This is a genomic window from Amycolatopsis vastitatis (assembly GCF_002234595.1).
Taxonomy (GTDB): domain Bacteria; phylum Actinomycetota; class Actinomycetes; order Mycobacteriales; family Pseudonocardiaceae; genus Amycolatopsis; species Amycolatopsis vastitatis.
The window spans coordinates 79,400-102,609 of record NZ_NMUL01000002.1; the positions used below are offsets into that span (position 1 = coordinate 79,400).

Here is a 23,210-nt window from a genome sequence, read left to right on the forward strand (position 1 = left end):
CTGTCCAGCACGCGTGTGGGCCAACCGCGTGCTCTTTTCGGAGTAACAGGTGACGGTTCGCAGTCGGCTCATCGACGCCGCAAGTCGTCGAGCACGGCTTTCAGCGGCCACGGCTCCGGCAGATGCGGTCGTCGTGACCGTGCGTGGCGGGGTCGCGGGATGGCCGCGCGGACGGTCGGCACCATGATCGGCACCACCGGCACCGGCACGCGCGCCACGAGCCGCCGCACCACCACCATGAGGAGCAGCGCGGACAGCAGGAGCGCCGCGCCCGCGGCGAGGGCGCCGCCGAGGGTGCGGCGTCCGTCGTCAAGGGTCAGCTGCACGGCGTACTGGCTCTGCTGCGAGTACAACCGGCCGAGCTCACCGGAAACGGTGTAAGCGGCGCTGCGCCACGTGGACTCGGCCACCGGCAGCGGTTCGGCGGCGATGATCGAGTCCTCGGCGGCGGCCAGCCTGCTCCAATCGGCGCTACGCGTGAGCGACTCGTACGCCGTCCGGCCACTCTCGGTGAGCTGCGGCGCGACCCGCGCGAGTTCGGCCCGGTAAGCGGCGACGGCGGAGGCGTACGCCCGCCGCGTCACGCTGTCCAGCCCGGCGAGGGCGAGGGAATCGGAGCGATCCATGCCTTCGGCGACGGAAAGCAGCTCGACGGCGATCATCTGCTGATAGGCGGATTCGGCGTTCGGCGCGCGGCGCGCGTAGTCGCGCAGGCCGGCGATGGCGGTGTCGATCCGCTGGGTGAAATTCGCGTACGCGGCGGACTGCCGGTCGGGCACGGCCATCGCCGCGCTCCGCTGGGCCTGCAGCGCGACCACCGCCCGGGCGGTCCGATCGGCGGCGGCGGCCGTTTCCATGGCGAGATCGCGGGTCCGAACCGCCTGGTGGACCAGGAAAACCGCGATCACCACGGCCACGACGACGAGCGCGCTGCCGGGGATGAACGCGATGCCCAGCATGCGGCCGCGGACGGATCGCAGGTACTTCAAGACGTTCCTTTCCCAGCCTTGGGCCCCGCAAGCATCCCGACGAAGTTCAACCTATTGAGGGAGAGATTCACCGGTCAACGGCAGTCCGCCATACGGCCGTTAGCGCACGGTGACTACCGGGGACAATCACCCCCGTGACTTTCGACGAAGTGACCCAGCGCCTCCGCGGCTTCGCGGCGGCTCGCGCCTGGGAGCCGTACCACACCCCGAAGAACCTCGTGATGGCGTTGTCCGGCGAAGTGGGCGAGCTGACTTCGCTGTTCCAGTGGCTCACACCGGAGGAGTCCGACGCGTGGCGCGAAGACCCTTCGCTGGAGGCGAAGGTGCTCGACGAGATCGCCGACGTCACGCTGTACCTCCTGCAGCTGGCGGACCGCCTCGGCGTCGACCTGCCGGCGGCCGCGCACGCGAAGATCGACCGCAACGAGCTCCGTTTCCCGCCGCCGGCCTAGCCCCAGAAGACGCCGTTCGGGTTCCGGTCGATTTCGGCGAGCAAGGCGGGCGGCGTGCTCGCGACCGGCGCGTCCGGGTAGGACAGCCACCGCCCGTTCCGGTCGGCCCACAGCACCGACCAGATCCCGAACTCGTCGAGCCGCAGCTGCGCGATCTTCTGTTCGGACCACTCGGGCCCAACCTCCGGCGACCAGGGCGCCCGCCGTTCGACGATGGTGACCGCGCGGCCCCGCGTCCGGCACTCGACCCGGATCCGGTCCTGAAGGTGCGCGGGGACGCGTTGCGCGCACCACCGTTCGATCTGCCGCAGCGCGAGCTCCGGAATTGCCGCCATACCGCCCAGTGAACCCGGTCCACCTCAGCCGGGCCGCACGGGGTCACCCCCGAGCGCGGCTTCGGCCGTGACCTCGAAAGCCTCGACGTCGGCGACGCGGGTGGCGAACTGCGGCGTGACGACGTCGCTCACGACGGCGACGGCGTGGCGATCCACCACCCGCCGAGCAGCGCACCGACGCCGAGCACCGCGACGAAGATCCCGGCGGCCAGCGGCGTCCCGCCGAACATGGCCAAGACGACGACGAGCATCAGCAGCAGTCCTACGCCCATCAGGATCCGGCCGCCGACGAGCCGTCCCCGACGTCCCGGTGCGGAAGCCACGGCACGCTCCACCGGCGGGGCCGTGAACACCGGTGACGTGCTTGGCACCTGCCGCGTCACCGGCGGCCGGGGAACAGCAACCGGCTGGACCGGAACAGGCGCACTTCGCGTAACCCGTTGTGGTTCGACGGCCCGTTCGACTGACGCGGACTCGAAGCCCAGAACAGTCGCCGCCTCCTGAACGCCGAGGACGACGGCGCCCAGCTCGACCGCCCTCGCCAGCCTGGGTTCTTGTGCCGGAACCGTCTCGTCCCGGATCAAGTGGGTCACCGTCGAGGTCAGCTTCTTGGCGAGCTGAGCCCCTTCGGCCAGGATCCGCGCGCGAAGCTGGTCCGCCGCTGCCGTGGAGCCGAGTACCAGAACCCTGGTCGGCTTGCCGACGCCCGAGGGACGCACGTCACCGAGGACTTCGGCGACCCCGAGCGCGGTGGCCACCTGCTGCAGCTCGCCGGCTTCCTCGATGGTCACCACGCCGTCGCCTTCGGCGACATCACGGAGGGACATCACGAACTGCTCATGGGTGGCACGAACCTGCGCTTCGGGAATGCCGGCTTCGGTCGCCAGCGCAGCCAGGGCCCAGACCTCTTCGTGCGTCAGATGGGCGTCGGCGACGACCCCCGCGAGCAGGTCGAGGTAGGCGTATCCGAGCCCCGGATCCCCGCCGATCGGTCCCATCGTGACACGTTCCACGACGTCGGCCATCCAGCTCTGCTCGACGTTCGGTTCCCCGGCACGCGGCCGCAGGCGCCCTCCGGCGGGGAACCGCGGAACCGCAGGCAAGGCCGGAACGACTGCGAACTCGAACCCGTGCCGGCCGAAGAGCGCTGTCACCAGTCGTGCGATCGCCCGGGCGCCGGTCAGGGCCGGCTGAGCAACGCGAACGGGCACCCCGAACGCGTGGGCCACCGTGGAGAGCCGGTAGTTCGGCAGCCTGACAGCGGTCTGCGCGGCCGCGAGCGTGCAGATGCCGGGCAGGACGGGAACCCGGACCCCCAGACGGGCCACCTCCCCGCTCAGGAAGCCGTCCACGAACGGCAGGTTGTGCGCGACGAGGACGCTGCCTCCGCACAAGTCCAGCAATGGCCCCAGCACGGCGCCGAAGGGGGGCGAATCATCGAGCTCGCCGCGGTCGAGGCCGTGCACGAAGGCCGACCCCGGCGGGACCCCTCGTCCGGGATTGATCGAAGTCGTGAACTCGCCGACGATCGTGCCGTCCAACCTCGTCCGAACGGCGGCGAGCTCCACGATGTGCCCCGGCCGCAAACCCGTGGTGCGGATTTCCACGGCGGTGAAGTCGATGCCGTGCGCGGGATGGCCTCCGACACCGGAGAGCGGAAGAGATTCGATCACGTCGTCAGAATCGCGCCGACCGTCGTCGATGTGACGCCTTTTCTTCCGGACACAGTTGTTCGTAACCCAATCGTGACAGCAAGATTCCACCGGATAACAGATGATGGTCCGTTACGTGCTGAGGCGTAACGTCGGCCCGCGTTTTCACGAACTCGGAGTCGGCACGTCGCGTCGAGGAACGAGGACCACCCGCATGCATCCATCCGCACAGGTACCGTCGCGTCCGAAAAGACGAATGCCGAATTGGCTCAAGATCATCCTGGCCGTCTTTGCCGTCTTGTTCATTCTCGGCGCGATTTTCGGGAAGTCGCCGGACCAGAGCACGACGGCGGCGCCGTCGACATCCCCACCGACGACGAGCAGCGCGGCCACGCCCGCCGCGGAGGCGTACACCGTGGCGACCGTGACGGACAGTGCGACGCTTGAAGTGGTCGACAGCGACGGTGTCCGGAAGACAGTGCACGTCATGGGCGTCACCACAGTCGGCACGAGCAGCGACTGCTTCGGCGCGGAATCGCTGGCGTGGGCCACCAGCAAACTCACCGGTACGGTGGTCCACCTCGGCACCGAAACGGCGGGCGCGGTCACGGTGGCACTGGCGGACGGCCGGGACTACGCGGCGCTGGCGGTCCAGAACGGCTACCTCAAGTCGGCGACGTCGGCATTCGAAGCTGCCGAAACCGCTGCCCGGCAAGGTGCTCGCGGATTCTGGGGACCGCCGTGCAACGGCTCGGTCAACGTCGCCGTGCCGGCGACGCAACCGGCTCCGCAGCCGACCTCGACGCCGCCCGCGCCATCCACGAAGGCGGCGCCCCAGCAGAATCCGGTCCGGACGACCGCTGAAGAGCCTCCCGCCCCGGAACCTGACAATGGCAGCGTGTACTACGCCAACTGCGCAGAAGCCAGAGCGGCCGGGGTGGCCCCGATCCACAAGGGCGAGCCGGGTTATCGCAAGGGCCTCGATCGCGACGGCGACGGCGTGGCCTGCGACAAGGGTTGATCGCCACGGGGTTCCGGCTCGCCCGCGGGCCGGAACCCCGACTGTTCAGCCTTTGACTGCCGGACCCAATTTTTGCTCGAGATCGTTCAAAATCGCGTGCACCGGCGCCCAGCAGAGCATCACACTGTCGGCGTCGAACCGCGGCTGCTCCGCCATTTCCTTCCGCGGGTGGATGAAGTTGCGGAAATCGCGAACCCGGTGAGCGAAGTCCTTCGCGTCCAGCTGGATCCAGTCCTTGGCGTGCGCGGTGTCGATGAGCAGCTGAAGCGAAACTCGCTCGTGGTTGATCCGCTGCTGCCGCTGCGATCGTGGATCGAAGAAGCCGTTCGACCTGATGTCGTCGTCGCGTTCGGTGAGCACGGTGAGAAGCAGCCCTTCGACGAAACTGCCGATGCCGATGATGGCCATCGTGTAGGCGCCACCGGATTCACACACCTGCGTTTCCTCGACCCGACGGCTCAGCATTTCCACCGCACTAGCGTCGGAGATCAAGATCCCGAGGCGGTTCCTGAGGTCCGGTGGTACGGAGTACCTGGGTTGTTCGTCGGTCGCGCCGAGCTCGCCGATGACCGGACGTCCGCCGACGAGCGTGACCACCAGACCTTCCGGTATCAGCTTTTCGTTGACCACCGCACGGAACTCCGCCGCAGTGACGTCGCCGTCGTCGTACTCGATCGGATCGCAGACCCGGCAGAGCAGACGTTCGATCTCGGCGTGGTTGTCACGGCGTTCGTCGAGCTGTTCCCGTAGCCAGGGGATTCGCGGTGAGCCGTCGTAATCGGGTGGGCCTGCCCACCCGGCGTGCCGCAGCAACTCGGCCAGCTGATAGCCCTTCCGTTCGTACGAGCCGCCCATGTCGACGATGACCTCGGCCAGCCGGTCGGCCGTCCGGGAGTCCAACGGGAACATTCAGTTCTCCTCTTTGTCCGCAAGGTCCTGCGCAATGTCGACGGCCCGGCTCAGACGCTCGACGATCCGCTCGCCGCGCCGGCGGAAGCCCAGCTCGGCCATCGCCTGCCGGAGGCGCTCGTCGCGGTCGAGCAGCAAACCATCGCTCATCAGCCAGCGGCAGATCTCGATGAGCTGCCGTTCGGTGTACTCCTGGATGGACAAGCCGGCCGGGACGCGTGGCCGCGGACCACGCGCGACCGCAGGCGGTGGCTCGCTGCGCTGCGGAAGCGCGTGCTCGGGTTCCGCCGCAGGTGCGGCGTCCGCCTCCGCCATCGCCTGGTGCCACGCCACGACGATGTTGTCCGCTTCCCTTTCCGGGTCGGCGAACCACGCCGACGACCAGACGCGGTGGAACCGCCAGCCGAGGTTTTCCAGGTGTGCCTGCCGCAACCGGTCGCGGTCCCGGGCACTGTGCGCCTGGTGATAGCGATGCCCATCGGCCTCGACGGCCAGGACCATCCGCCCAGGCTGATCGCGGTGTTCCAGCGCGAAGTCGATCCGGTACTCCGAAAACCCCCATTGCGGGTGGACCGGCACACCTCGATCCACCAGTGCGTCGAGCATGGATCGCTCGAACCCGTTCAACGGCAGCTCCGCCGCGCGGCCGACCTGGTCGACGCGCAGGTGGGCGGCGAAATCGAGATAGCGCCGAAGGAGTTCGGTACCGGTGATCTCGGTCGACGGCTCGATGTCGTGGTGGGTGAACGACGCGACCACGGTCATCCGGCGTTTCGCGCGGGTCACCGCCACGTTGACCCGGCGCTCGCTGTCCTTCCGGTTAAGGATGCCGAACCCGGTCCGGTTGATCTTGCCGGACGCGGTGCGGGCGACCCCAACTGTGAGGATGATCGCGTCACGCTCGTCACCCTGGACGCTCTCCAGGTTCTTGACGAAGAACCGGCGTCCCAGCTCGACCTCGTCCGAGAAGAACTCGTCGAGCTCCGGGTGTTCCCGGCGTGCTTGCGTCAGCCGTTGCTCGATCCGCCCCTGGTGCTTGACACCCGGGGTGATTACGCCGAGGCTCTCGCGCGGCCGGAGCCGGGCGTGTTCGAGTATCAGCTGCACCACGCGCTCGACCTCGGCGGGCGCGGAACCGTTCTGCCCCGGCGAAGCTTCGCCGTCCACGGTGACGAGGGTGACGGGACTGTCTTTTTGCGCGCCGGGGAAGGTCACCAGGCCGTCGCGGTAGATCTCCCGGTTCGAGAAGGCGATCAGGCGTTCGTCCGCGCTCCGGTAGTGCCAGCGCAGCATCTCGGTCGACGGCATGATGGGTCTCAACGCCGTCAAAACCGACTCGTAGTCGGACAGATCGCCGTCGGCATCCTCGTCCTCGTCGTCGGCGACGATGGCCCGGTCGAAGAAGTTCGAGGGCGGCAGCTGCTTCTCGTCACCGGCGACCACCAAGTGCTCGCCCCGCATGATCGACGTGATCGCGTCGTGCGGGCGGATCTGGCTCGCTTCGTCGAAGATCACCAGATCGAAGTGTCTTTCGGCAGGCAGCATCCGGCTCACGACCAGCGGCGACATCGCCCAGCAGGGTCGGAGGGAGAGCAGGACGTCCGACGTCTTCTCCACGAGCTTGCGGGTCGACATGTGGCGCGTCTTCAGGCTCGCCTGCTTCTTGAGGATCTGCGCCTGGTCAGGATGGTTGTCCTGGGCTTCGCGGGCTCGTCTCGCCACTTGCCGGCGCACTCTCCGTGCAGCTGTCACGAAGTGCTCTCGGTCGGCGGCGCGGAAGTCGAGCGCCGCTCGGTTCTGCCGGTCGGCGACGAACTGGCCGAGCTCCGGGATCCGGAGCTTGAAGTCGTCCTCGATCGAGGAGAGCCAGATCCGTTCGAAAGCGCCCCACGCGTCGTCCGCGGAAAGGTTCCGCGCCGCGATCTCACCGAGCAGCGGCTCGAGGCCGAGCTGCCGGAACCGGTCGAGCAAAGCGTTCAGCTTCGGCATCTTGAACAACATGGCCTTGTCGCCGGCCAGCGCGGTCAATCGCTGTTCGACTTCGGGGGCGGGCCCGGTGGCCAGGTCCGGCCACCGCGCCGACAGGGCGACCGCCGCCAGCTGCCGGCGCATTTCGGTGTACTCCTGTGCGACCTGGTCCAGCCCGATGATCCCCGCAGGCGCTACTTCCCGGCCGCCCATTTCCTGCCACCGCTGCCGTTGGGCCAGCACCGCCAGCAGCGCGACGTGGAGCGCAGGTTTTTTGGCGGTGCCAGTCGTCGACATCCCCCGCAGTTGCTTGACGAGAGCTCGGCGTTGTCGCCACGACAACGGCTGTGCGTAGCGAGCACGGGTCGCGCGGTCGGCGGTCGCTTGGACGAACTGGTCCAGCTGCGTTCCGAAGATCGTGGGACCGAAATCCCGTACGCTCTGCGAAACACCATCGAGCAGTTCGAGCACCTGTTCCCAGCCGTCGAAGTCGGGCGGCTGCCGGAGGCCGACTTGCGCGATGAGCCTGTGCATCCCGTGCTGACTGCGCTTCAGCGTCTGGTTGGCCACCTGGTCGAGCTGGATCAGCACCGCTTCGGCTTGGTCCACGGTCCGGACCTGCGTGTTGCACCACGGTGTCTCACGGCGGAGGATGCGCAGCCCACCGGAGTCGACGAAGTCCTTTATCGACTCCTCGAGTTCAGCGGCGACAGCGGCGTTCAGGGCCCGGAGGTGGGCGCCTCGGAAGGCACCGGGGATATCCGGCGCGGGCGGCAGGTCGAGCAGCCTGTTCCGAACTTCGTAGGCGCTCAAGTCCCAAGGCTGCCGCCGGATGTGGAGTTCACGCGAATGGTCGAGCAAGCGTTGCCTGGAGCTGACGAGACGGCCGTGCAACCCGGCGACGTCGATCGGCGGTTCCTTCGCGAGCTGGTCGAGGCTGAGCGCGAGTTGCTGCGCGACCTGCCGCTTGCTGATCTTCTGCTGATGCAGGTCGAACATCAATCCGTCGAGGCCGACGGCCGCCAGCCGGTTGAGCACAGCCTCGATCGCGGCGCGCTTCTCCGCGACGAACAGCACCTTCTTCCCGGTGGCCGCGGCCCCGGCGATGATGTTCGCGATCGTCTGGCTCTTCCCGGTTCCCGGCGGTCCCTCGATGAAGACGTGGCGACCGGAGAGCGCGGTCATGATCGCCCGGTGTTGCGATGAGTCCGCGTCCTGGACAAGGAATTCGTCAGCAGGCGGCAATGAGTCCACCGCCGGTGGACGGAATTCACCTGATACGACCAGCGATTCACCGGCTGGAGTGAACCCGGCCAGAGCCGCGATCAGGTCGTGTGACGCGAGCAACTCGGTCGCGTTGGCCAGGTCTTCGACCATGGGAAGCTTCTCGTAGTTGAACGTCCCGAGGACCACGGCCTGCTCGAGCTGCAGCTCGATCCCGTGGGTCGCGGCGACCTCGGCGAGCCGGGCGTGGGCGTTTTCCATCTGGATCGCATGAGGCGCCGAACCGTCGATCACCTCGCCGATCCGGTCGGCGAGCACCTGGACATCGACGCCGTACTGTTCGTTGAGCGCGTGCAGCAGCACCGGGTTGAGCTCGGCCTCGTCGGTGAGTTCGAGCGTGTAGTCGCTCTCCGACGTCGTCCTGGCCTTGATCGTGACCGGCCGCAAGAGGAGCGGCGCTCGCAGAGGCAGCACCGGAACCGCGCCCTGCCGCTGCTTGGGCGTCGTGCAGACGAGCCCGAACGCGACGCGACCGACATCCAGGCCCTGCTCCTCTTCGAACAGCTGAATCCGCTTGCTGAGGCTGCGAGCCCGGCTGCAAGCGTCCCGGAGCTTCTCGGGTTCGGGCAGCAGCTTGCTCAGCCGGACCTTGGCTCGTGACGTCAGCTCGGCCATGGCGCCCGGATCGGCATCGGTCAGCTCGAGGCTGCCCTGCTTCGTGTTCTTGAAATACAGGAGCGTGTTGCGAAAGCTCAGGTCGATGAGGTTGCGGCGCCACTCGACGGCCTTCGCGGCGACGACATCGAGACGCCCGGTGTCCAACTGCGCGGTCATGCCGCTGTTCCCCCTCAGCAGAACGGTTCGGTTGACCTGACGTGACCGGCACGTGAGGGCCCGCCGTTCTGCGACGAGCCCTCCAGGATTCCAGAAGATCGCGTCGGGCGGAACCCGTCCGATCGGTGTAGTTCAAGCACGGTCGTCACTCCTTCTCCGGCACGTCGGGAAGAGATCGTTTTTCGCGGCGGATCTGTCACGAACAAGCGGGGGAACCACCCGGATGGCCCTGACCCGACGGGGGTTAACCTGGGCCGATGAACACCGCCGACGAACTGCTCGGCCGGCTCACGAGCCTGGACCGCGAAGGGCTGGCGAAGGTCCTGGCCCACCGGCCGGACGTGCTCGAGGAGCCGTGGCCGCGCCGGCTGGACGTCGTCGCCGCGCGGCTGGCCTCGGCCGAATCCCTCAACGAAGCCCTGCTCCAGCTGCCGATGCCGCTCGTGCAGGTTCTGCGCGCCGTTCAGCTGTGTTACGCGCTGGGGCGGCGACCGGCTCCCCTCGGCGAAGTCGCCCGTCTTCTCGGGACCGCGAACGTGGAGTCCTTTGTAGACGATCTCGCCGACCGTGCCCTGCTGTGGCGCGACGGCGGCGACGTCTTCCTTCCGGAGTTCCTGCACCGCAACAGTTTCCAGCCCGAAGGCCTCGGGCAGCCCGTCGCGAACCTGCTCGGGGAGCTCGGCACGCTCCGGCTGACGAAGCTGTCGCGCGCGCTCGGCCTGCCCCACGCCACCCGGAAGCCGGAGCTTCTGCTCGAGCTGGTGCGGTTCTTCCGCGACGACGAGCGCGTCCGCGAGCTCTTCGCCACCGCGCCCGGGGAAACGCGCAAACTGCTGCGGGACATGGCCGACGGCGTGCCCGAGATCGACGGCGTCGCCCCGGCGGGCTGGGCGTTCGACCACGGTTTCCTGTTCGGGACCTACTACGGCAGCGTGGCCATGCCGATCGAGGTGGCGCTCGCGCTGCGGGGCCCGGACCACCCATTGCCGTTCACGCCCGAGGAACCCGCGTTCACCGTGACGCACACCGGAACGGAAGCCGCCGAAGCCGCGTCGTCGGCCGCCGCGCTGCGGCTGCTCGATCGGGTGTCGGCGATCGTCGATCTGGCCACCGCGGAACCGTTTCCGCTGCTCAAAGACGGCACGATCGGGGTGCGGCTGGTCAAGAAGCTCGCCAAGGAGACCGGGGGCACGCCCGAGGAGATCGAGCTGGCGATCGACCTCGCGGCGCAGGCCGGGCTCCTGCTGGCCGACGAACCCGAGCCGCCGCGCCGCGGCCGGAAGGCGTCACCGCCCACGCTCGCGCCGGATCCGGAGCTCGCTCGGCCCGCGCCGGCGCTGCTGTACCGCCTGCTGCTGACGACCTGGTGGAACCCCGAGCCGCTGGAGTACGAGCCCGACGTCGACTCGCTGGTGCGGCGGGCGGTCGTGCGGCTGCTGGCGCGGCTCGATCCCGGCGACGCGGTCGCGGACGTCGACGCGCTCACCCGGCTCGCCGAGTGGCACGCGCCGATGCTGCCGACCGACGACTTCGCCGGGCACCTGCGGGTCGCGCTCGCCGAGGCCGAGTTGCTCGGCGTCGTCGCGCACGGCGCGGTCACCGCGGCCGGGCGCGCGCTGCTCGCCCCGGACAAGCTCGTGGAAGTCACCGACGAGCTCGTCTCCCGCGCACGCACGACGGCGTTGTTCGGCACCGACCTGACGGCGATCGTGCCCGGCTCGCCCGACACCCGGCTCACCGCGCTGCTGGACCGCGTCGCCGACCGGGAGGCCCAGGGGACCGCGACCAGCTGGCGGTTCTCCCCGGCGTCCGTGCGGCGCGCGTTCGACCAGGGCGCCACCGCCGCCGGGCTGCTCGACGACCTGGGCGCGATCGCCGCCGGCGAACTGCCGCAACCGCTGGTGTACCTGGTGAACGACGTCGCGCGGCGGCACGGTGAGGCGCAGGTGCTCGACGTCGCGAGCGTCGTCGTCGGAGAGCCCGCGCTGCTCGCCGAACTCGCCGCGCACCGCAAGCTCGCCAAGCTCGGCCTGCGCGCGGTGGCCCCGACGGTACTGACGTCCACAGTGGACGCTTCCGGCACACTGGAAGCGTTGCGGGGAGCGGGTTACGCCCCGACTCACCACGCCGCCGACGGCACCATCGTGCTGCCCGCGCGTGACCAGGCCCAGCCGGCGATGGCCCTTCACGACCCCGACCCCGGCGAACTGCCACCCGATCCCGCCGACCACGCCGCGCGGCTGCTCGCGGCCCCGGCGAGCGGGCCGGCCCTGCTGCGCGGCCAGCTCGCACGGGCGATGAGCGATCGCTACGGCGGCCGCCTCACGGCGAAGCAGCAGCAGCTCTGCTGGCAGCTCGAAGCCGGCCTCCCGGTCGACGTCGTGTACCGCGAGGACGGCGCCGAGCCAGTCCGGCTGGTGATCGCGTACCCCGAACTCGACGGTGACGTCCTGGACGTCTGGTCACTCGAGGACCGCGGCTACCTCAGGCTCGAGCTGGCGCGCATCGACCTGGCTCAGGCCTCCACCGCGGTCAGTTTCGCGTAGGCGACGACGTTGTCGAGGTAGTTGCCGCTCGCCCGGTCGAACGCGCCGCCGCAGGTGATGAGCCGCAGTTCGGGATCCGGCGTGTCGCCGTACACCTGGTCCGTCGGGAACGCGGCCTTCGCGTAGCGGTCGACGCGGTAGACGGTGAAGACCGCGATCCGGCCGTCGGCACGGCCGACCCGGGCCTGCTCGCCGGGCCGTAGCTCCTTCAGCCGGGAGAAGGCGCCGGGCACGTGCTTGTAGTCGACGTGCGCGGCCAGCACCGCCGGGCCGGCCTCGCCGGGCGACGGCGCGCCGGTGAACCAGCCGACCGTCGTGGCGTCGCCCGGGACCTCCAACGCGCCGCCCGGCGTCAGCCCGAGGTCCTTGATCCCTTCGACCCGGACACCGATCGCCGGGATGGTCAGGGACGCCGGTTTCGCCGCGGGGAGGCCGGGGGCGGTCTCCGCCGCGCTGCCCGCGACGCTCGCCAGGCCCGTGGTGCCCGGGGTGGCCGGGCTGGGCGGGGCGATCGGCGCCGTCGCCTTCGGCGACAGGACGAGGACGAGGGCAACGGCCAGGACGACGCCGAGCGCGGTGGCGACCGCCGCGACGGCGGGCCACAGGCGCGGGTGCCTCAACTCGGGCGCCGGCGCAGGTAGAGCACCATGCCACCGGACGCCGCCGCGGCGAGCAGCGTCCCGCTGACCACCAGGAAGCCGGGCACCTCGGGGTCGGGCTCGCCGCCACCGGTGGCCACGCCGCCGACCGGCTTCACCTTCACCTGTCCGCCCGCGGCGGGTTTCTTGGTCGTCGTCTTCGGCGCGGTGTGCGTTGTGGTGGCGGGCTTTGCGGACGTCGGCGTGGTCGTGCTCTGCTTCGGGCGGTGCGGAAGTGATTCGCAGACAATGCCGTCCTTGTCGTTCCCGTCCAGGTGGTTGGGGTCGGACGGATCCCGGTCGTAAACAGCCTGTGCGTCTTCCTGGTACTTGAAGTCCGAGCAGTTCAGGTCGCCGACGAGCGGCGTCGCGAGCTGCGCCGAAGCGAAGGGAACGGGACCGAGGAAAGCGAACCCGGCAACGGCGGCGGCCGTGATCAGGGCACGACGGAACAAGGACAACGGAATTCCTTCCGAGCGGAATCGGGGCGATTGCGTGGTTACTATCGCGACCTCGGCGGAGCCGTTACGGACCATTCCGAGATTTCGGAAATGCCAGCGCCCAACCAAGAACGCCGCGTCCCGTGATTCTCTGCCGTTTCCACGGTGACCTGCGGATACACCAGCCAGGAATGCGCGCCTGCCGAAATGTTACGGGGTTCGCGGTCACACCTTTGAGGTAATTCACGTGTGACGGTGGCGACCGGCCGCCACCACGGGGTCCGCGCACCCCGTAACCTCGGGGTATGCCGATCCAGGTACTGCTCGTCGACGACCACGAACTGGTCCGCCGTGGGCTGCGCGACCTGCTCGGCGACGAGCCCGACATCGAGGTCGTCGCCGAGGCGAGCAGCGTCGAAGAGGCACTGGCGGTGGCGATGCACGTCGAGCCGGAGGTCGCGGTGGTCGACGTCCGCCTCGGCGACGGCGACGGCATCACGCTCTGCCGCGAGCTGCGGTCCAAGCCGAACCCGCCGGCGTGCCTGATGCTGACCGCGTTCGACGACGAGGAGGCGATGGTCGGCGCGATCATGGCCGGCGCCGCGGGCTACCTGCTGAAGCAGGTGCGGGGGCAGGACGTGGTGAACGCGGTCCGCGAGGTCGCGGCGGGCCGGTCGCTGCTGGACCCGGTGAGCACCGCGCGGGTGCTGGACAAGATGCGGCACCCGCCGACGGACGAACTGGCGACGCTCACCGAGCGCGAGCGCGACGTGCTCGAACTGATCGGCCAGGGCCTGTCCAACCGCGAGATCGCCGAGCGGCTGTTCCTCGCCGAGAAGACGGTCAAGAACTACGTCACTTCCGTGCTGGCGAAGCTGGGCATGCAGCGCCGGACGCAAGCGGCCGCCTGGATCGCGCGGCGCGAGAAGTAACCCCGCGCGGCCGGCCCGTCCGCAATCCGCCGTTCGCTGCGTCCTTTTTGGCTTCCCGTCACGGTCCGCCACGTCGATCAGCGCTTTTATCGGCAAAGTTTCACTCGAACGTGAGTCGAATATATGTTCGACGAGCCGGTACGATCATGGCGAGGGCGTGGAAGGGAGGCTGGATGACCCGCGAAGGATAGATCGCGCAGGAATACCCGGTCAGTCGAGTGGAAGATCGAACGCGACGAGCGTGCCGAGGCTGGGTGAGGAGTTCAGGAAGAACTTCCCGCCCGCGGCGTCCGCGCGTTCGGCGAGATGGCGCAGACCACGGGTGGCGACGCCTTGGGGGACGCCGGAACCGTTGTCCCGGACACGGAGTTTCACGCCACCGGAGTCCCTGGTCAGCGTCACGCGGGTTTCGCTGGCGCCGGAGTGTCTGACCACATTGGACAGTGCTTCGCGCAGGGCGGCCCGGATGTGGTCGGCGCGTTCCGCGGGGATGTCGGCGAACTCGCCGGACAGCTCCAGGGTCGGCGGGTAGCCGAGCAGCTCGCCGGCGATGCGGACCTCGCCGCGCGCCGACTCGGCGAGGTCGGTGGGCGTGCCGGTGTCGTGGCGAGGCTCCGGTGACCGCAGCGCGCGCACGGTGCCGCGGATTTCCTCGATGGTCTGGTCGAGCTGGTCGATCGCGTCGGACAGCCGGGCACCGTCGGCTTGGGCGAACCGCTTGCGCATGTTGCGCCGGACCCGGTCGAGCTGCATGCCGGCGCCGTAGAGCCGTTGGACGATGACGTCGTGGAGCTCACGCGCGATGCGCTCCCGCTCTTCGTACAGCGCGACCCGGTGCCGGGCGTTGGCGCCCTCGGCGAGCGCGAGCACCACCCCGGCCTGCGCGGCGAAGGCGACGAGCATCTCGACGGTGCCGGCGGAGAACGGCTCACGCCCCCGCTTGCGGTAGACGGTCAGCGCCCCGAGAACCCGCCCGCCGGACCCGAACGGCGCGGCGGCGAAGGGCCCGTAGCCGTGGAGCTCGGCGGGAACGTAGGGCGCGGTGCGCGGATCGACGGTGAAGTCGTCACTGGCCACGGGCTCACCACCGCGGGCCACCCGCCCGGCGGCGGAGTCCGAGGGAAGCGCGAGCCCCCGCAGCGACTCACCGGGCGAAGGCTGCGGCTGACCGGCGTGCACGCCCGCGCTCGCGTCGCCTGGTGACCGTCCGGCACTGCCGGTCGCGCCCAAACCACCGGGCGAAGCCTGCCGCTGACCGGCGTGCACGCCCGCGCGATCGGCACCCGCGCGTGTCGGCACCGCTGCTCCGCCGACCGCGGGACCGACCGGCTCCTCGCCGGTCGGGTCGTCACCAGCCGGGTCGACACCGCTGGCGGCGACCGGGTGGGCGGTGGCGTAGTGCGCGGCCTCGACCACCACGCGCCCGTCCTCGGCGCTCACCATGGCCAGCCCGAGGTCGGCGTCGGCGAGTTCGGCCGCCCTGGCGACGACCGTGTCCAGCACCGCGCCCGGGTCGTCGCCGGACAGGGCGGTGCTCGTGATCTCGGTGGCGGCGGACAGTGCCCGCGCGGCAAGCGTCGGATCCATGAGTTCCGTCATTATCGCGCGGCGCGGTGGCGGCGCGGCAAGGACACCGCGGGAATCGATCACGTCACCGGCACCCGGGCGGCGACCCGGCCGTCGCGGACTTCGAGCACCACGTCCGCGCCGTCGGCCTCTTCGGCGCGATGGGTCACGTGCACCACCGTCCGGCCCGCCAGCGCCTCCCGCAGGTGCGCGCGCACTGCCTGCGCCGTCGGCTCGTCGAGGTGCGCCGTCGGCTCGTCCAGCAGCACGAGCCCCGCCGACGGCGCCCCGAGCAGCGCCCGCGCCAGCGCGACTCGCTGTGCCTGTCCGCCGGACAGCCCGCTGCCGCCGCTGCCGAGCACCGTCTCCAGCGACACGTCGGTGAGCGCGGCCTGCCGCAACGCCTCGCGCAGCTCGTCTTCGGTCGCCGTCGGGCTGGCCAACCTGAGGTTCTCGGCGACGGTCGTCGCGGCGAGCATCGGCTCCTGCGGCGCCCACGCCACCCCGTCCGGAACGGCGACCACACCTCGCCGGGGCGGCACGAACCCGAGCAGCGCGGCGACGAGCGTCGACTTGCCGGCACCGCTGGGTCCCACGACCGCGGCGTACGTCCCGGGGGCGAGTTCGAAGTCGACGTCGTGCAGCACGGCCGGGCCTCCCGGCCAGCCGAGGTCCGCTCCCCGCAGCGCGACCACCATCCCGGGCACCGGCGAGCGCGGCTCCGGAACGTCCGCCAAGCGGCGACGCGCGCGCCGCAGCGTGTCCCAGTGCTGCGCCACCGGCGGAAGGAGCGCGAGGACCTCCGCCAAGGCGAGCGGGACCAGCGCGAGCAGCGGCGCCAGGACCGGGTCGAGCCGTCCGGCCGCGACCGCTTGGGCGGCGAGTGCCGTGCTGACGACCGCGGCCGCCCCGCAAACCAGCGTGACCAGCGCTTCCGCCGCACCCACGCCGAAAGCTTGCCTGCGCGCTTGCGCGGCCAAGCGCGTGTCGGCGTCGGCTAGGGCGCGGCGGTGGTCCCGAGCCGTCCCGAAGGCGAGGAGTTCGGCCGCCGCTTCGAACAGCACCAGGACTCGCGACGCCACCTCACGACGGCCGGCCGCCAGCGCCGAAGTCGCCCGTCGCTCGGCGCGCAGCGCGACCCACGGCGCGCACAGTCCGAGCGCCACGGCCGCTGCGAGCGCCAGCCCGGCCGACGGCAGAACCCACGTCTGGACGGCGATCGCCCCGGCCGCGACCAGCGCGACCACCAGCGGCGGCGACACCACCCGCGGCAGGAGGTCGCGGACGGTGTCGACGTCGGCGACCAGCCGGCGTTGCCCTTCCCCCGCGTGCAGCGGCCCGAGCCGGACCAGGGAACTCCACAGCCGCACCCTGACGCGGCCGGCGACGCGGAACGCGGCGTCGTGCGTGACCAGCCGCTCGACGTACCGAAGCCCGGCGCGGCCCAGCCCGAACGCGCGGACGCCGACGACCGCGACCGTCAGGGTCAGGATCGGCGGCTGCTGCGACGCCTTGGCGATGAGCCAGCCCGACGTCGCGGTCAGCGCCACCCCGGCCAGGAGCGCGACCGCGCCCAGCACGGCGCCGCCGAAAAGCCGCCTGTCGAGGAGGGCGCGCCACGCCAGAGGCGGCCGCGAAGAGTCCTCTGTGGACAGTTCCGGAACCGCCGGAACGTCGGACGACATGTCGACCGCGGCCGTGCGCTCGTGGGCCGCGATGATCGCCGCGGCGCCGTTGCCGACGGCACGTTGCACCGCGTCCAGGACCAGGCGCGCGTTGGCCTCGTCGAGGTGCGCGGTCGGCTCGTCGAGCAGCAGCAGCCACGCGCCGTTCCGCACGCGCTGCAGCGCCCGGGCGACCGCGACGCGCTGGCGTTGCCCCAGCGACAGTTTCGCCACCGGGCGGTCCGCGAGGCCGGCCAGGCCGACTTCGGTGAGCAAGCCGGCGGATCCCACTTCTTCGCGAACCGTGCCGCCGGCGAACACCGGCGACTGCGGCACCCACGCGACCTGCTCGCGCCAGCGCGCGAGGTCGGCGTCGGCGAGGTTCGTCGGGCCGACCGTGATGGCACCGTCGTCGGCCGGGACGAAGCCGAGCAACGCCGAGAGCGTCGTCGACTTGCCGCCGCCGCTCGGGGCGCGAAGCCAGACCGTCTCGCCGGGACGCACCGAGAACGTCTCGCCGTCGGGGGCGAACCCGCCGCGTCGCGCGACGCGAAGAGACGACACGCGCAGTTCGCCCCGCGAAGGAACCGCGCTCCCGGCCGGGAGCAGCGGGAGTGCCAGCAGGTCGGCAACGCGCCGGACCGCTTCGACGCCGTCCTCGCTGGCGTGGAACGCGGCGCCGACCGCACGCAGCGGCTGGTAGCACTCCGGCGCGAGGATCAGCACGCCCAGCCCGATGGCCAGCGGCAAGTCACCGCCGACGAGCCGGACGCCGATCACCACCGCGACCAGCGCCACCGAGAGCGTCGCGATCAGTTCGAGCACGAACGCCGACGAGAACGCGACCTTCAACGTCTTGAGCGTCGCGCGGCGGTGGCGTTCGGACAGCCGCCGGACGGTCTCCCCCTGCGCGGTGGCGCGGCGGAACGCCGTCAGCACCGGCAGCACGCGGACGAGCTCGAGGAGCCGTTCGGACATCCGGTGGGTGGCGTCGGTCGCGCCGGCGACGCGGCCGGCGGTGTACTTGCCGACGAGGATCGCGAACATCGGCAGCAGCGGCACCGTCAGCGCGACGATCACGCCGGACGGCCAGTCGGCGAACAGGATCGCCGCGCCGGCGCCGAGCGGCACGACGGCCGCCGTCACCAGCGCGGGCAGGTATTCGCGGAAGTAGGCGTCGAGCGCGTCGAGGCCACGGGTGGTGAGTGCGGTCAGCTCGCCGTGGCCGCGGCGGGCGATCCACTCGGGGCCGAGACGCAGCGCGTGGTCGACGGCCTTGGCACGCAGCTCGCGCTGGGCCGTCGCGGCGGCGCGGGCGGAGACCGTGCGCACCGCCCAGCCGGTCAACGCGCGCGTCGCGACGAGCGCGAGCAGCGCGGCCAGCTGGGCGGTGCGTCCCCCGGAACCTGCTCCGACGATCGCCGCGAGGACGTCGGCGAGCAGGAATGCCTGGGCCACCAGCGCGGCGGCGTTGAGGAAGGACAGGAAACCCACCAGGGCCAGCGCTCGGCGCGCGGCCGGCACGAGGGCCGGCAGTGCGCCGAGCGGGCCCTTTCCCGGCCGCGCCGAGTCCACTGTGGACTCCGAGGCGGAAAGGGGAGCGCGACCGGGAAGATTGCTCATGGTGCGTGCACCGCGGGGATGTGCTGGGTGCCGATGCGCTTGCGGAACACCCAGTACGTCCAGCCCTGGTAGATCAGCACGGCCGGGGCGCCGAAGGCGGCGACCCAGGTCATGACGGTCAGCGTGTACGGGCTCGACGCGGTGCCTGCGATGGTGAGGGTGTTGGCGGCGTCGAGCGTCGATGGCAGGACGTTCGGGAAGAGCGCGCCGAACATGGTGACGGCGGCGCCGGCGATGACCACGCCGAGCGCGGCGAAGGCCTGCCCGTCGCGGTCGGCGCGCAGCCGCAGCCAGGCGACGACCGCGGCGACGGCGCTGATCCCGAACGCGAGCAGCGTCCACAGCGTGCCTTCGCGCCACTGGACGACGGCCAGGAACGCGACCATCGGCACCATGGCGGCCGGCAGGAGCTTGAGCGCCAGGCTGTGCGCGCGTTCCCGCAGGTCACCGCTGGTTTTGAGGGTGAGGAACGCGGCACCGTGGGTGATCGAGAAGGCGGCGATGGCGACCGCGCCGAGCAGGGTGTCCCAGCGGACGGCGGCGAACGCGGAGCCGACGCGGTTGCCGTCGGCGTCGAGGGGCAGGCCGAGGACGGTGGTCGCGAGGATGAGGCCGACGCCCAGCGGCGGGACCCACGAGCCGGCCATGATCACGCGGTCCCAGTTGCGCCGCCAGCGCTCGGAGTCGACCTTGCCGCGGTATTCGAAGGCGACGCCGCGGCCGATGAGGGCGAGCAGGACGAGCAGGAGCGGTAGGTAGGCGGCCGAGAACAGGCTGGCGTACCAGCCGGGGAAGGCCGCGAACATGGCCCCGCCGGCGACGATGACCCAGACCTCGTTGCCGTCCCAGACGGGCCCGATGGTGTTGACCATGACGCGGCGCTCGGTGTTGTCCTTGGCGAGGACGGGGAGCAGCATGCCGACGCCGAAGTCGAAGCCTTCGAGGAAGAGGTAGCCGAGCCAGAAGAAGGCGATGACGGCGAACCAGACGGTGGCGAGTGTCACCGGGCACCTCCGTCCAGCCGGTGGCCGTGAGTTATCCACAACGAGCCGAGTTGTCCACAGACGGACTGTGGGTAACTCGCGCGAGTGGTCACATCGACACTCATCGTCAACACCTCAGTAGGCGAAGGCGAGGGTGTCCTCGCCCGGTTTGTCGGAGTCCTTCGACTTCTTCGGGGGCATCACCGCGTCGACGCCGCCGCGGACGTACTTGCGCATCAGGTACAGCTCCACCACGCCGAGGGCCGCGTACACCGTGGTCAGGGCGATCAGGGACGTCCACACCTCGCCCGTCGTCAGGCGGGAGACCGCCTGGGCGGTGAACATCCACACCCCGTCGACGCCGCTCGGGTTGGGGACGACCACGAACGGCTGACGGCCCATCTCCGTGAAGATCCAGCCCGCGCTGTTGCCGAGGAACGGCGTCGCGATGCCGCCGAGGACCAGCCACGGGAACCAGCGGGCCGTCGGGACGCGGTCGCGGCGGGTCAGCCACAGGGCCAGGACCCCGATGCCCGCCGACACGGCGCCGAAGCCGATCATCATGCGGAAGCCCCAGTACGTCACCGGCAGGTTCGGCACGTAGTCGATCGGCTTGCCGGCCAGCGAACCCAGGGCCGGGTCGTCCGGGTAGTTCGTGCCGTACTTCGCCTGGTACTCGCCGACCAGGTTCTCCACGCCCTTGACCTCGGTCTTGAAGTCGTTGTGCGCCAAGAACGACAGCAACGCGGGCACGTTGAAGGTCTTGACGTCTTCGCAGTTCGCGCCCGACACGTCACCGATCGCGATGATCGAGAAGCTCGCCGGCTTTTCCGTGTGGCACAGCGCTTCCGCCGATGCCATCTTCATCGGCTGCTGCTCGAACATCAGCTTGCCCTGCGTGTCGCCGGTGATCGCGAGGACCGCGAACGCCGCCACGCCGACCCAGCCGCCGAGGCGCAACGACGAGCGCCACACCTCGGCGTGTTCGCCGCGCCGCCACAGGTGCCAGCCCGCGACGCCCACCAGGAACGCCGCCGCCACCGAGAACGCGCCGGCCAGGGTGTGCGGGATCGCGGCCAGCGCCGTGTTGTTCGTCAGCACCGCCCAGATCGAGTTCATGGTCGGCTTGCCGTTCTCGAACGTCACGCCCACCGGGTGCTGCATCCACGAGTTCGCCGCCAGGATGAAGTACGCCGAAGCCATCGTGGCCAGCGAAAACGCCCACGCGCACATCAAGTGAACACGCTTTTGCAGCCGGTCCCAGCCGAAGATCCACAGGCCGAGGAACGTCGACTCGACGAAGAACGCGACGAGCCCTTCCATCGCGAGCGGCGCGCCGAAGACGTCGCCGACGAAGCGCGAGTACGCGCTCCAGCTCATCCCGAACTGGAACTCCTGCACGATCCCGGTCACCACGCCCATGGCGAAGTTGACCAGCAGCAGCTTGCCCCAGAACTTCGTCATCTTCAGGTGCCGCAGCTCGCCGGTGCGGACCCAGCGGGTCTGCATCGCCGCGACCAGGATCGACAACCCGATGGTCAGCGGGACCATCAGGAAGTGGTAGACGGTGGTGATGCCGAACTGCCACCGCGCTAGCTCAAGGACCTCCACGTGGTCCAGCGTGCTCCGGGGCGCCGGCCGCAGCCAGATCAACTGGTCCCGTCCGGCACAGGACCAACGTCCCGGGTGACTACAGCTGGTCGAGCGCCTTCCGCGCCTCGGCCGCCACCGTGCGGCGCGGTCCCGTGTCGCCGAGGCCGAGCACGTGGGAAAGCGCCAGCTCGTACGCGGTGTCGAACGCCTTGTCCGCCGCCACCGGGAGGTCCGGCCGGACGCCGGTGCCTTCCCAGTTCTCCCCCGTCTCCGGGTGGAACGAGCGCGCGATCGACACCGTCACGTCGAGGTAGGTGTCCACTTTGTACTGTTCACGCGGGTGGGCGCCGCCGCGGGTGGACTCCCCCACGGTCTTCGCCCGGCCCTGCTGCTGGAGCGAAAACGCCAGGTCTTCCCCGCCGGAGAACGTGTCCGGGCCGGTCAGCACCCAGATCGGCTTGGTGCCGCCGAACTTCGGGCCCGGCACGTACGGCAGCGTCCACATCTGAGTCGTGCGGTGGCCTTCACGCTCGTAGAGGTCGAGGTAGTGGGTCCGCTCGTCGACGAGGTAGCTCTGCAGGAACGCGCTCGTGTCCGGGTCGCCGCCGCGGTTGCGCCGCACGTCGAGCAGCAGCGCGTCGGCCGGCGCGACCAGTGTCATCGCCGCCGAGAACGCCGGCGCCGCGAAGTCGAGCGGGTAGAGCAGGGTCGTGTCGAGGTAGCCGACGTTGCCCGGCAGCCGCCGCACCGACGCGATCCCGAAGTTCTCCAACTCGGCCGTCCGCCGGAAGTCCTCCGACGCGAACTCGGCGTCGCCGTCCTCGGCCACCGGGTCGGCGTGGTGGCGCAGCCGCAGGTGCTTGTCGCCGTTCACCGACTGGAGGTCGGCTGTGACGGCCGTCGCGAATTCCGCGTCGCCGAGGTCTGCGTACGCGCCTTCGTCGAGACGCGCGCGAAGCACCTTCGCGAGCTTTACGGCGACGTCCGGGAAGACGTAGTGCGCTTCCAACCGGCGGATGACCTCTTCGACCTGCGCAGCACGCGCCTGGGACCCCATGCCGTGAACCTACCGCAGGCCACAACCGGAAATTCGGCGTGCCGAAGAAATATGTGCGACGCACCTCGTTGTCAAATTCATGGCCACCGATCAGGCAATTTCGCGCGAGCCATCAGCTTGCGACTTTCCCGAGCTCCCCTTTATCGTTGCAGTGAAAGGGGCGAAGAAATCCTCATGACTGCCGCTATGGTGGCGCTGATCAGCGCGTTCGGCCTGGTCCTCGCCGTGGAGCTGCCGGACAAGACGCTCGTCGCGACCCTGGTGCTGACCACCCGTTTCCGCGGCTGGCCGGTTTTCGCCGGGGTGTGCGCCGCGTTCGCCGTGCAGTGCGTCATAGCGGTCGCGTTCGGTAGCGTGTTGACGCTGTTGCCGGACGTAGTCCTTTCGCTGGTCGTCGCCGTCATGTTCGGTCTCGGCGCTTTCATGCTCCTTCGCGAAGGCTTCAGCGAAGCCGACGAAGCAGGCGAAGACGCTTCGCGCACCGGCCCCTCGGCGCTGTCCTTCACGCGCTCCGCGATGACGTCGTTCGGCGTGCTCTTCGCCGCCGAGTGGGGCGACGCCTCCCAGCTCGCGACGGCGAGCCTCACCGCCCGGATCGGCAACCCCTTCGCGGTCGGTGTCGGTGCGTTCAGCGCGCTCGTCGTGGTCGCCGGGCTCGCGGTGTTCATCGGCGCCAAGCTGCGCAGCCGGATCAAGCCGAAGCTGATCCAGCGCTGCGCCGGGTTCGCGTTCGCCGGGTTCGCGGCGTTCGCCCTGCTCCAGCTGGCCTTCTGACCGATCTTTC

17 protein-coding genes are annotated in these 23,210 nt (G+C 70.2%); 5 read left to right on the forward strand and 12 right to left on the reverse strand.

The features are described from left to right. Positions 1-68 precede the first annotated feature (68 nt). On the reverse strand, positions 69-989 hold the full coding sequence (locus tag CF165_RS01725) for a nitrate- and nitrite sensing domain-containing protein (RefSeq protein ID WP_093945626.1): 921 nt from the start codon (positions 987-989) through the stop codon (positions 69-71). 134 nt (positions 990-1,123) lie between these two features. On the opposite strand from CF165_RS01725, the gene CF165_RS01730 reads away from it, so the two are divergent. Continuing rightward, the gene (locus CF165_RS01730; RefSeq protein WP_093945627.1) at positions 1,124-1,441 is read left to right on the forward strand and encodes a nucleotide pyrophosphohydrolase; all 318 of its coding nucleotides are present in this window, start codon (positions 1,124-1,126) and stop codon (positions 1,439-1,441) included. Here the strand turns inward: CF165_RS01730 and CF165_RS01735 are convergent. Continuing rightward, positions 1,438-1,776, reverse strand: a complete 339-nt coding sequence (locus CF165_RS01735; protein ID WP_020642747.1) for a DUF3024 domain-containing protein — start codon at positions 1,774-1,776, stop codon at positions 1,438-1,440. The two genes, CF165_RS01730 and CF165_RS01735, sit on opposite strands and share 4 nt — an antisense overlap. Positions 1,777-1,904: 128 nt before the next feature. Continuing rightward, positions 1,905-3,449: a 3'-5' exonuclease gene (locus tag CF165_RS01740; protein WP_093945628.1), complete on the reverse strand. Its 1,545-nt coding sequence runs from the start codon at positions 3,447-3,449 to the stop codon at positions 1,905-1,907. Positions 3,450-3,549: 100 nt separating this feature from the next. Here CF165_RS01740 and CF165_RS01745 point away from each other — a divergent pair, with 100 nt between their 5' ends. Next, positions 3,550-4,449 carry a thermonuclease family protein gene (locus CF165_RS01745; RefSeq protein WP_093945629.1) on the forward strand — a complete coding sequence of 300 codons (900 nt, stop codon included), beginning with the start codon at positions 3,550-3,552 and terminating at the stop codon, positions 4,447-4,449. A gap of 45 nt (positions 4,450-4,494) precedes the next feature. On the opposite strand, the gene CF165_RS01750 is transcribed toward CF165_RS01745, so the two are convergent. After that, a complete protein-coding gene (locus tag CF165_RS01750; protein ID WP_093945630.1) occupies positions 4,495-5,358 on the reverse strand; it encodes a hypothetical protein in 864 nt (287 codons plus the stop codon). After that, entirely contained in the window at positions 5,359-9,384 is a 4,026-nt protein-coding gene (locus CF165_RS01755) for a PDDEXK-like endonuclease domain-containing protein (protein WP_093945631.1), read from the reverse strand. It abuts the gene before it with no gap. A gap of 257 nt (positions 9,385-9,641) precedes the next feature. Here CF165_RS01755 and CF165_RS01760 point away from each other — a divergent pair, with 257 nt between their 5' ends. Beyond that, positions 9,642-11,930: a helicase-associated domain-containing protein gene (locus CF165_RS01760; RefSeq protein ID WP_093945632.1), complete on the forward strand. Its 2,289-nt coding sequence runs from the start codon at positions 9,642-9,644 to the stop codon at positions 11,928-11,930. Here the strand turns inward: CF165_RS01760 and CF165_RS01765 are convergent. Both CF165_RS01765 and CF165_RS01770 read right to left on the reverse strand, forming a co-directional pair. Then, positions 11,900-12,550: a class F sortase gene (locus CF165_RS01765; protein WP_093945633.1), complete on the reverse strand. Its 651-nt coding sequence runs from the start codon at positions 12,548-12,550 to the stop codon at positions 11,900-11,902. The two genes, CF165_RS01760 and CF165_RS01765, sit on opposite strands and share 31 nt — an antisense overlap. After that, complete coding sequence (locus CF165_RS01770) at positions 12,547-13,029, reverse strand: excalibur calcium-binding domain-containing protein (RefSeq protein WP_093945634.1); 483 nt, start codon at positions 13,027-13,029, stop codon at positions 12,547-12,549. Before CF165_RS01770 ends, CF165_RS01765 begins: the two co-directional genes overlap by 4 nt. Before the next feature lie 284 nt (positions 13,030-13,313). Here CF165_RS01770 and CF165_RS01775 point away from each other — a divergent pair, with 284 nt between their 5' ends. Continuing rightward, positions 13,314-13,940 (forward strand): response regulator, encoded by a 627-nt coding sequence (locus CF165_RS01775; protein WP_043788689.1) that lies wholly within the window; start codon positions 13,314-13,316, stop codon positions 13,938-13,940. Between the two features lie 210 nt (positions 13,941-14,150). Here the strand turns inward: CF165_RS01775 and CF165_RS01780 are convergent, their stop codons facing one another. The 5 genes from CF165_RS01780 to CF165_RS01800 all read right to left on the reverse strand — a co-directional run bounded on the left by CF165_RS01780 (position 14,151) and on the right by CF165_RS01800 (position 22,426). After that, a complete protein-coding gene (locus tag CF165_RS01780) occupies positions 14,151-15,527 on the reverse strand; it encodes a sensor histidine kinase (RefSeq protein WP_093945635.1) in 1,377 nt (458 codons plus the stop codon). Positions 15,528-15,586: 59 nt separating this feature from the next. Then, positions 15,587-18,793 (reverse strand): thiol reductant ABC exporter subunit CydD, encoded by a 3,207-nt coding sequence (gene cydD, locus CF165_RS01785; RefSeq protein ID WP_205660742.1) that lies wholly within the window; start codon positions 18,791-18,793, stop codon positions 15,587-15,589. Next, entirely contained in the window at positions 18,790-19,797 is a 1,008-nt protein-coding gene (gene cydB / locus CF165_RS01790; protein ID WP_093945637.1) for a cytochrome d ubiquinol oxidase subunit II, read from the reverse strand. Before cydB ends, cydD begins: the two co-directional genes overlap by 4 nt. Positions 19,798-19,911: 114 nt before the next feature. Next, on the reverse strand, positions 19,912-21,387 hold the full coding sequence (locus CF165_RS01795) for a cytochrome ubiquinol oxidase subunit I (protein WP_093945763.1): 1,476 nt from the start codon (positions 21,385-21,387) through the stop codon (positions 19,912-19,914). A 79-nt stretch (positions 21,388-21,466) separates the two neighbouring features. Next, on the reverse strand, positions 21,467-22,426 hold the full coding sequence (locus tag CF165_RS01800) for a S41 family peptidase (protein WP_093945638.1): 960 nt from the start codon (positions 22,424-22,426) through the stop codon (positions 21,467-21,469). Positions 22,427-22,612: 186 nt separating this feature from the next. Between CF165_RS01800 and CF165_RS01805 the strand changes: the two genes are divergently transcribed. Continuing rightward, entirely contained in the window at positions 22,613-23,200 is a 588-nt protein-coding gene (locus CF165_RS01805) for a TMEM165/GDT1 family protein (RefSeq protein WP_093945639.1), read from the forward strand. The last annotated feature ends 10 nt before the right edge of the window (positions 23,201-23,210 follow it).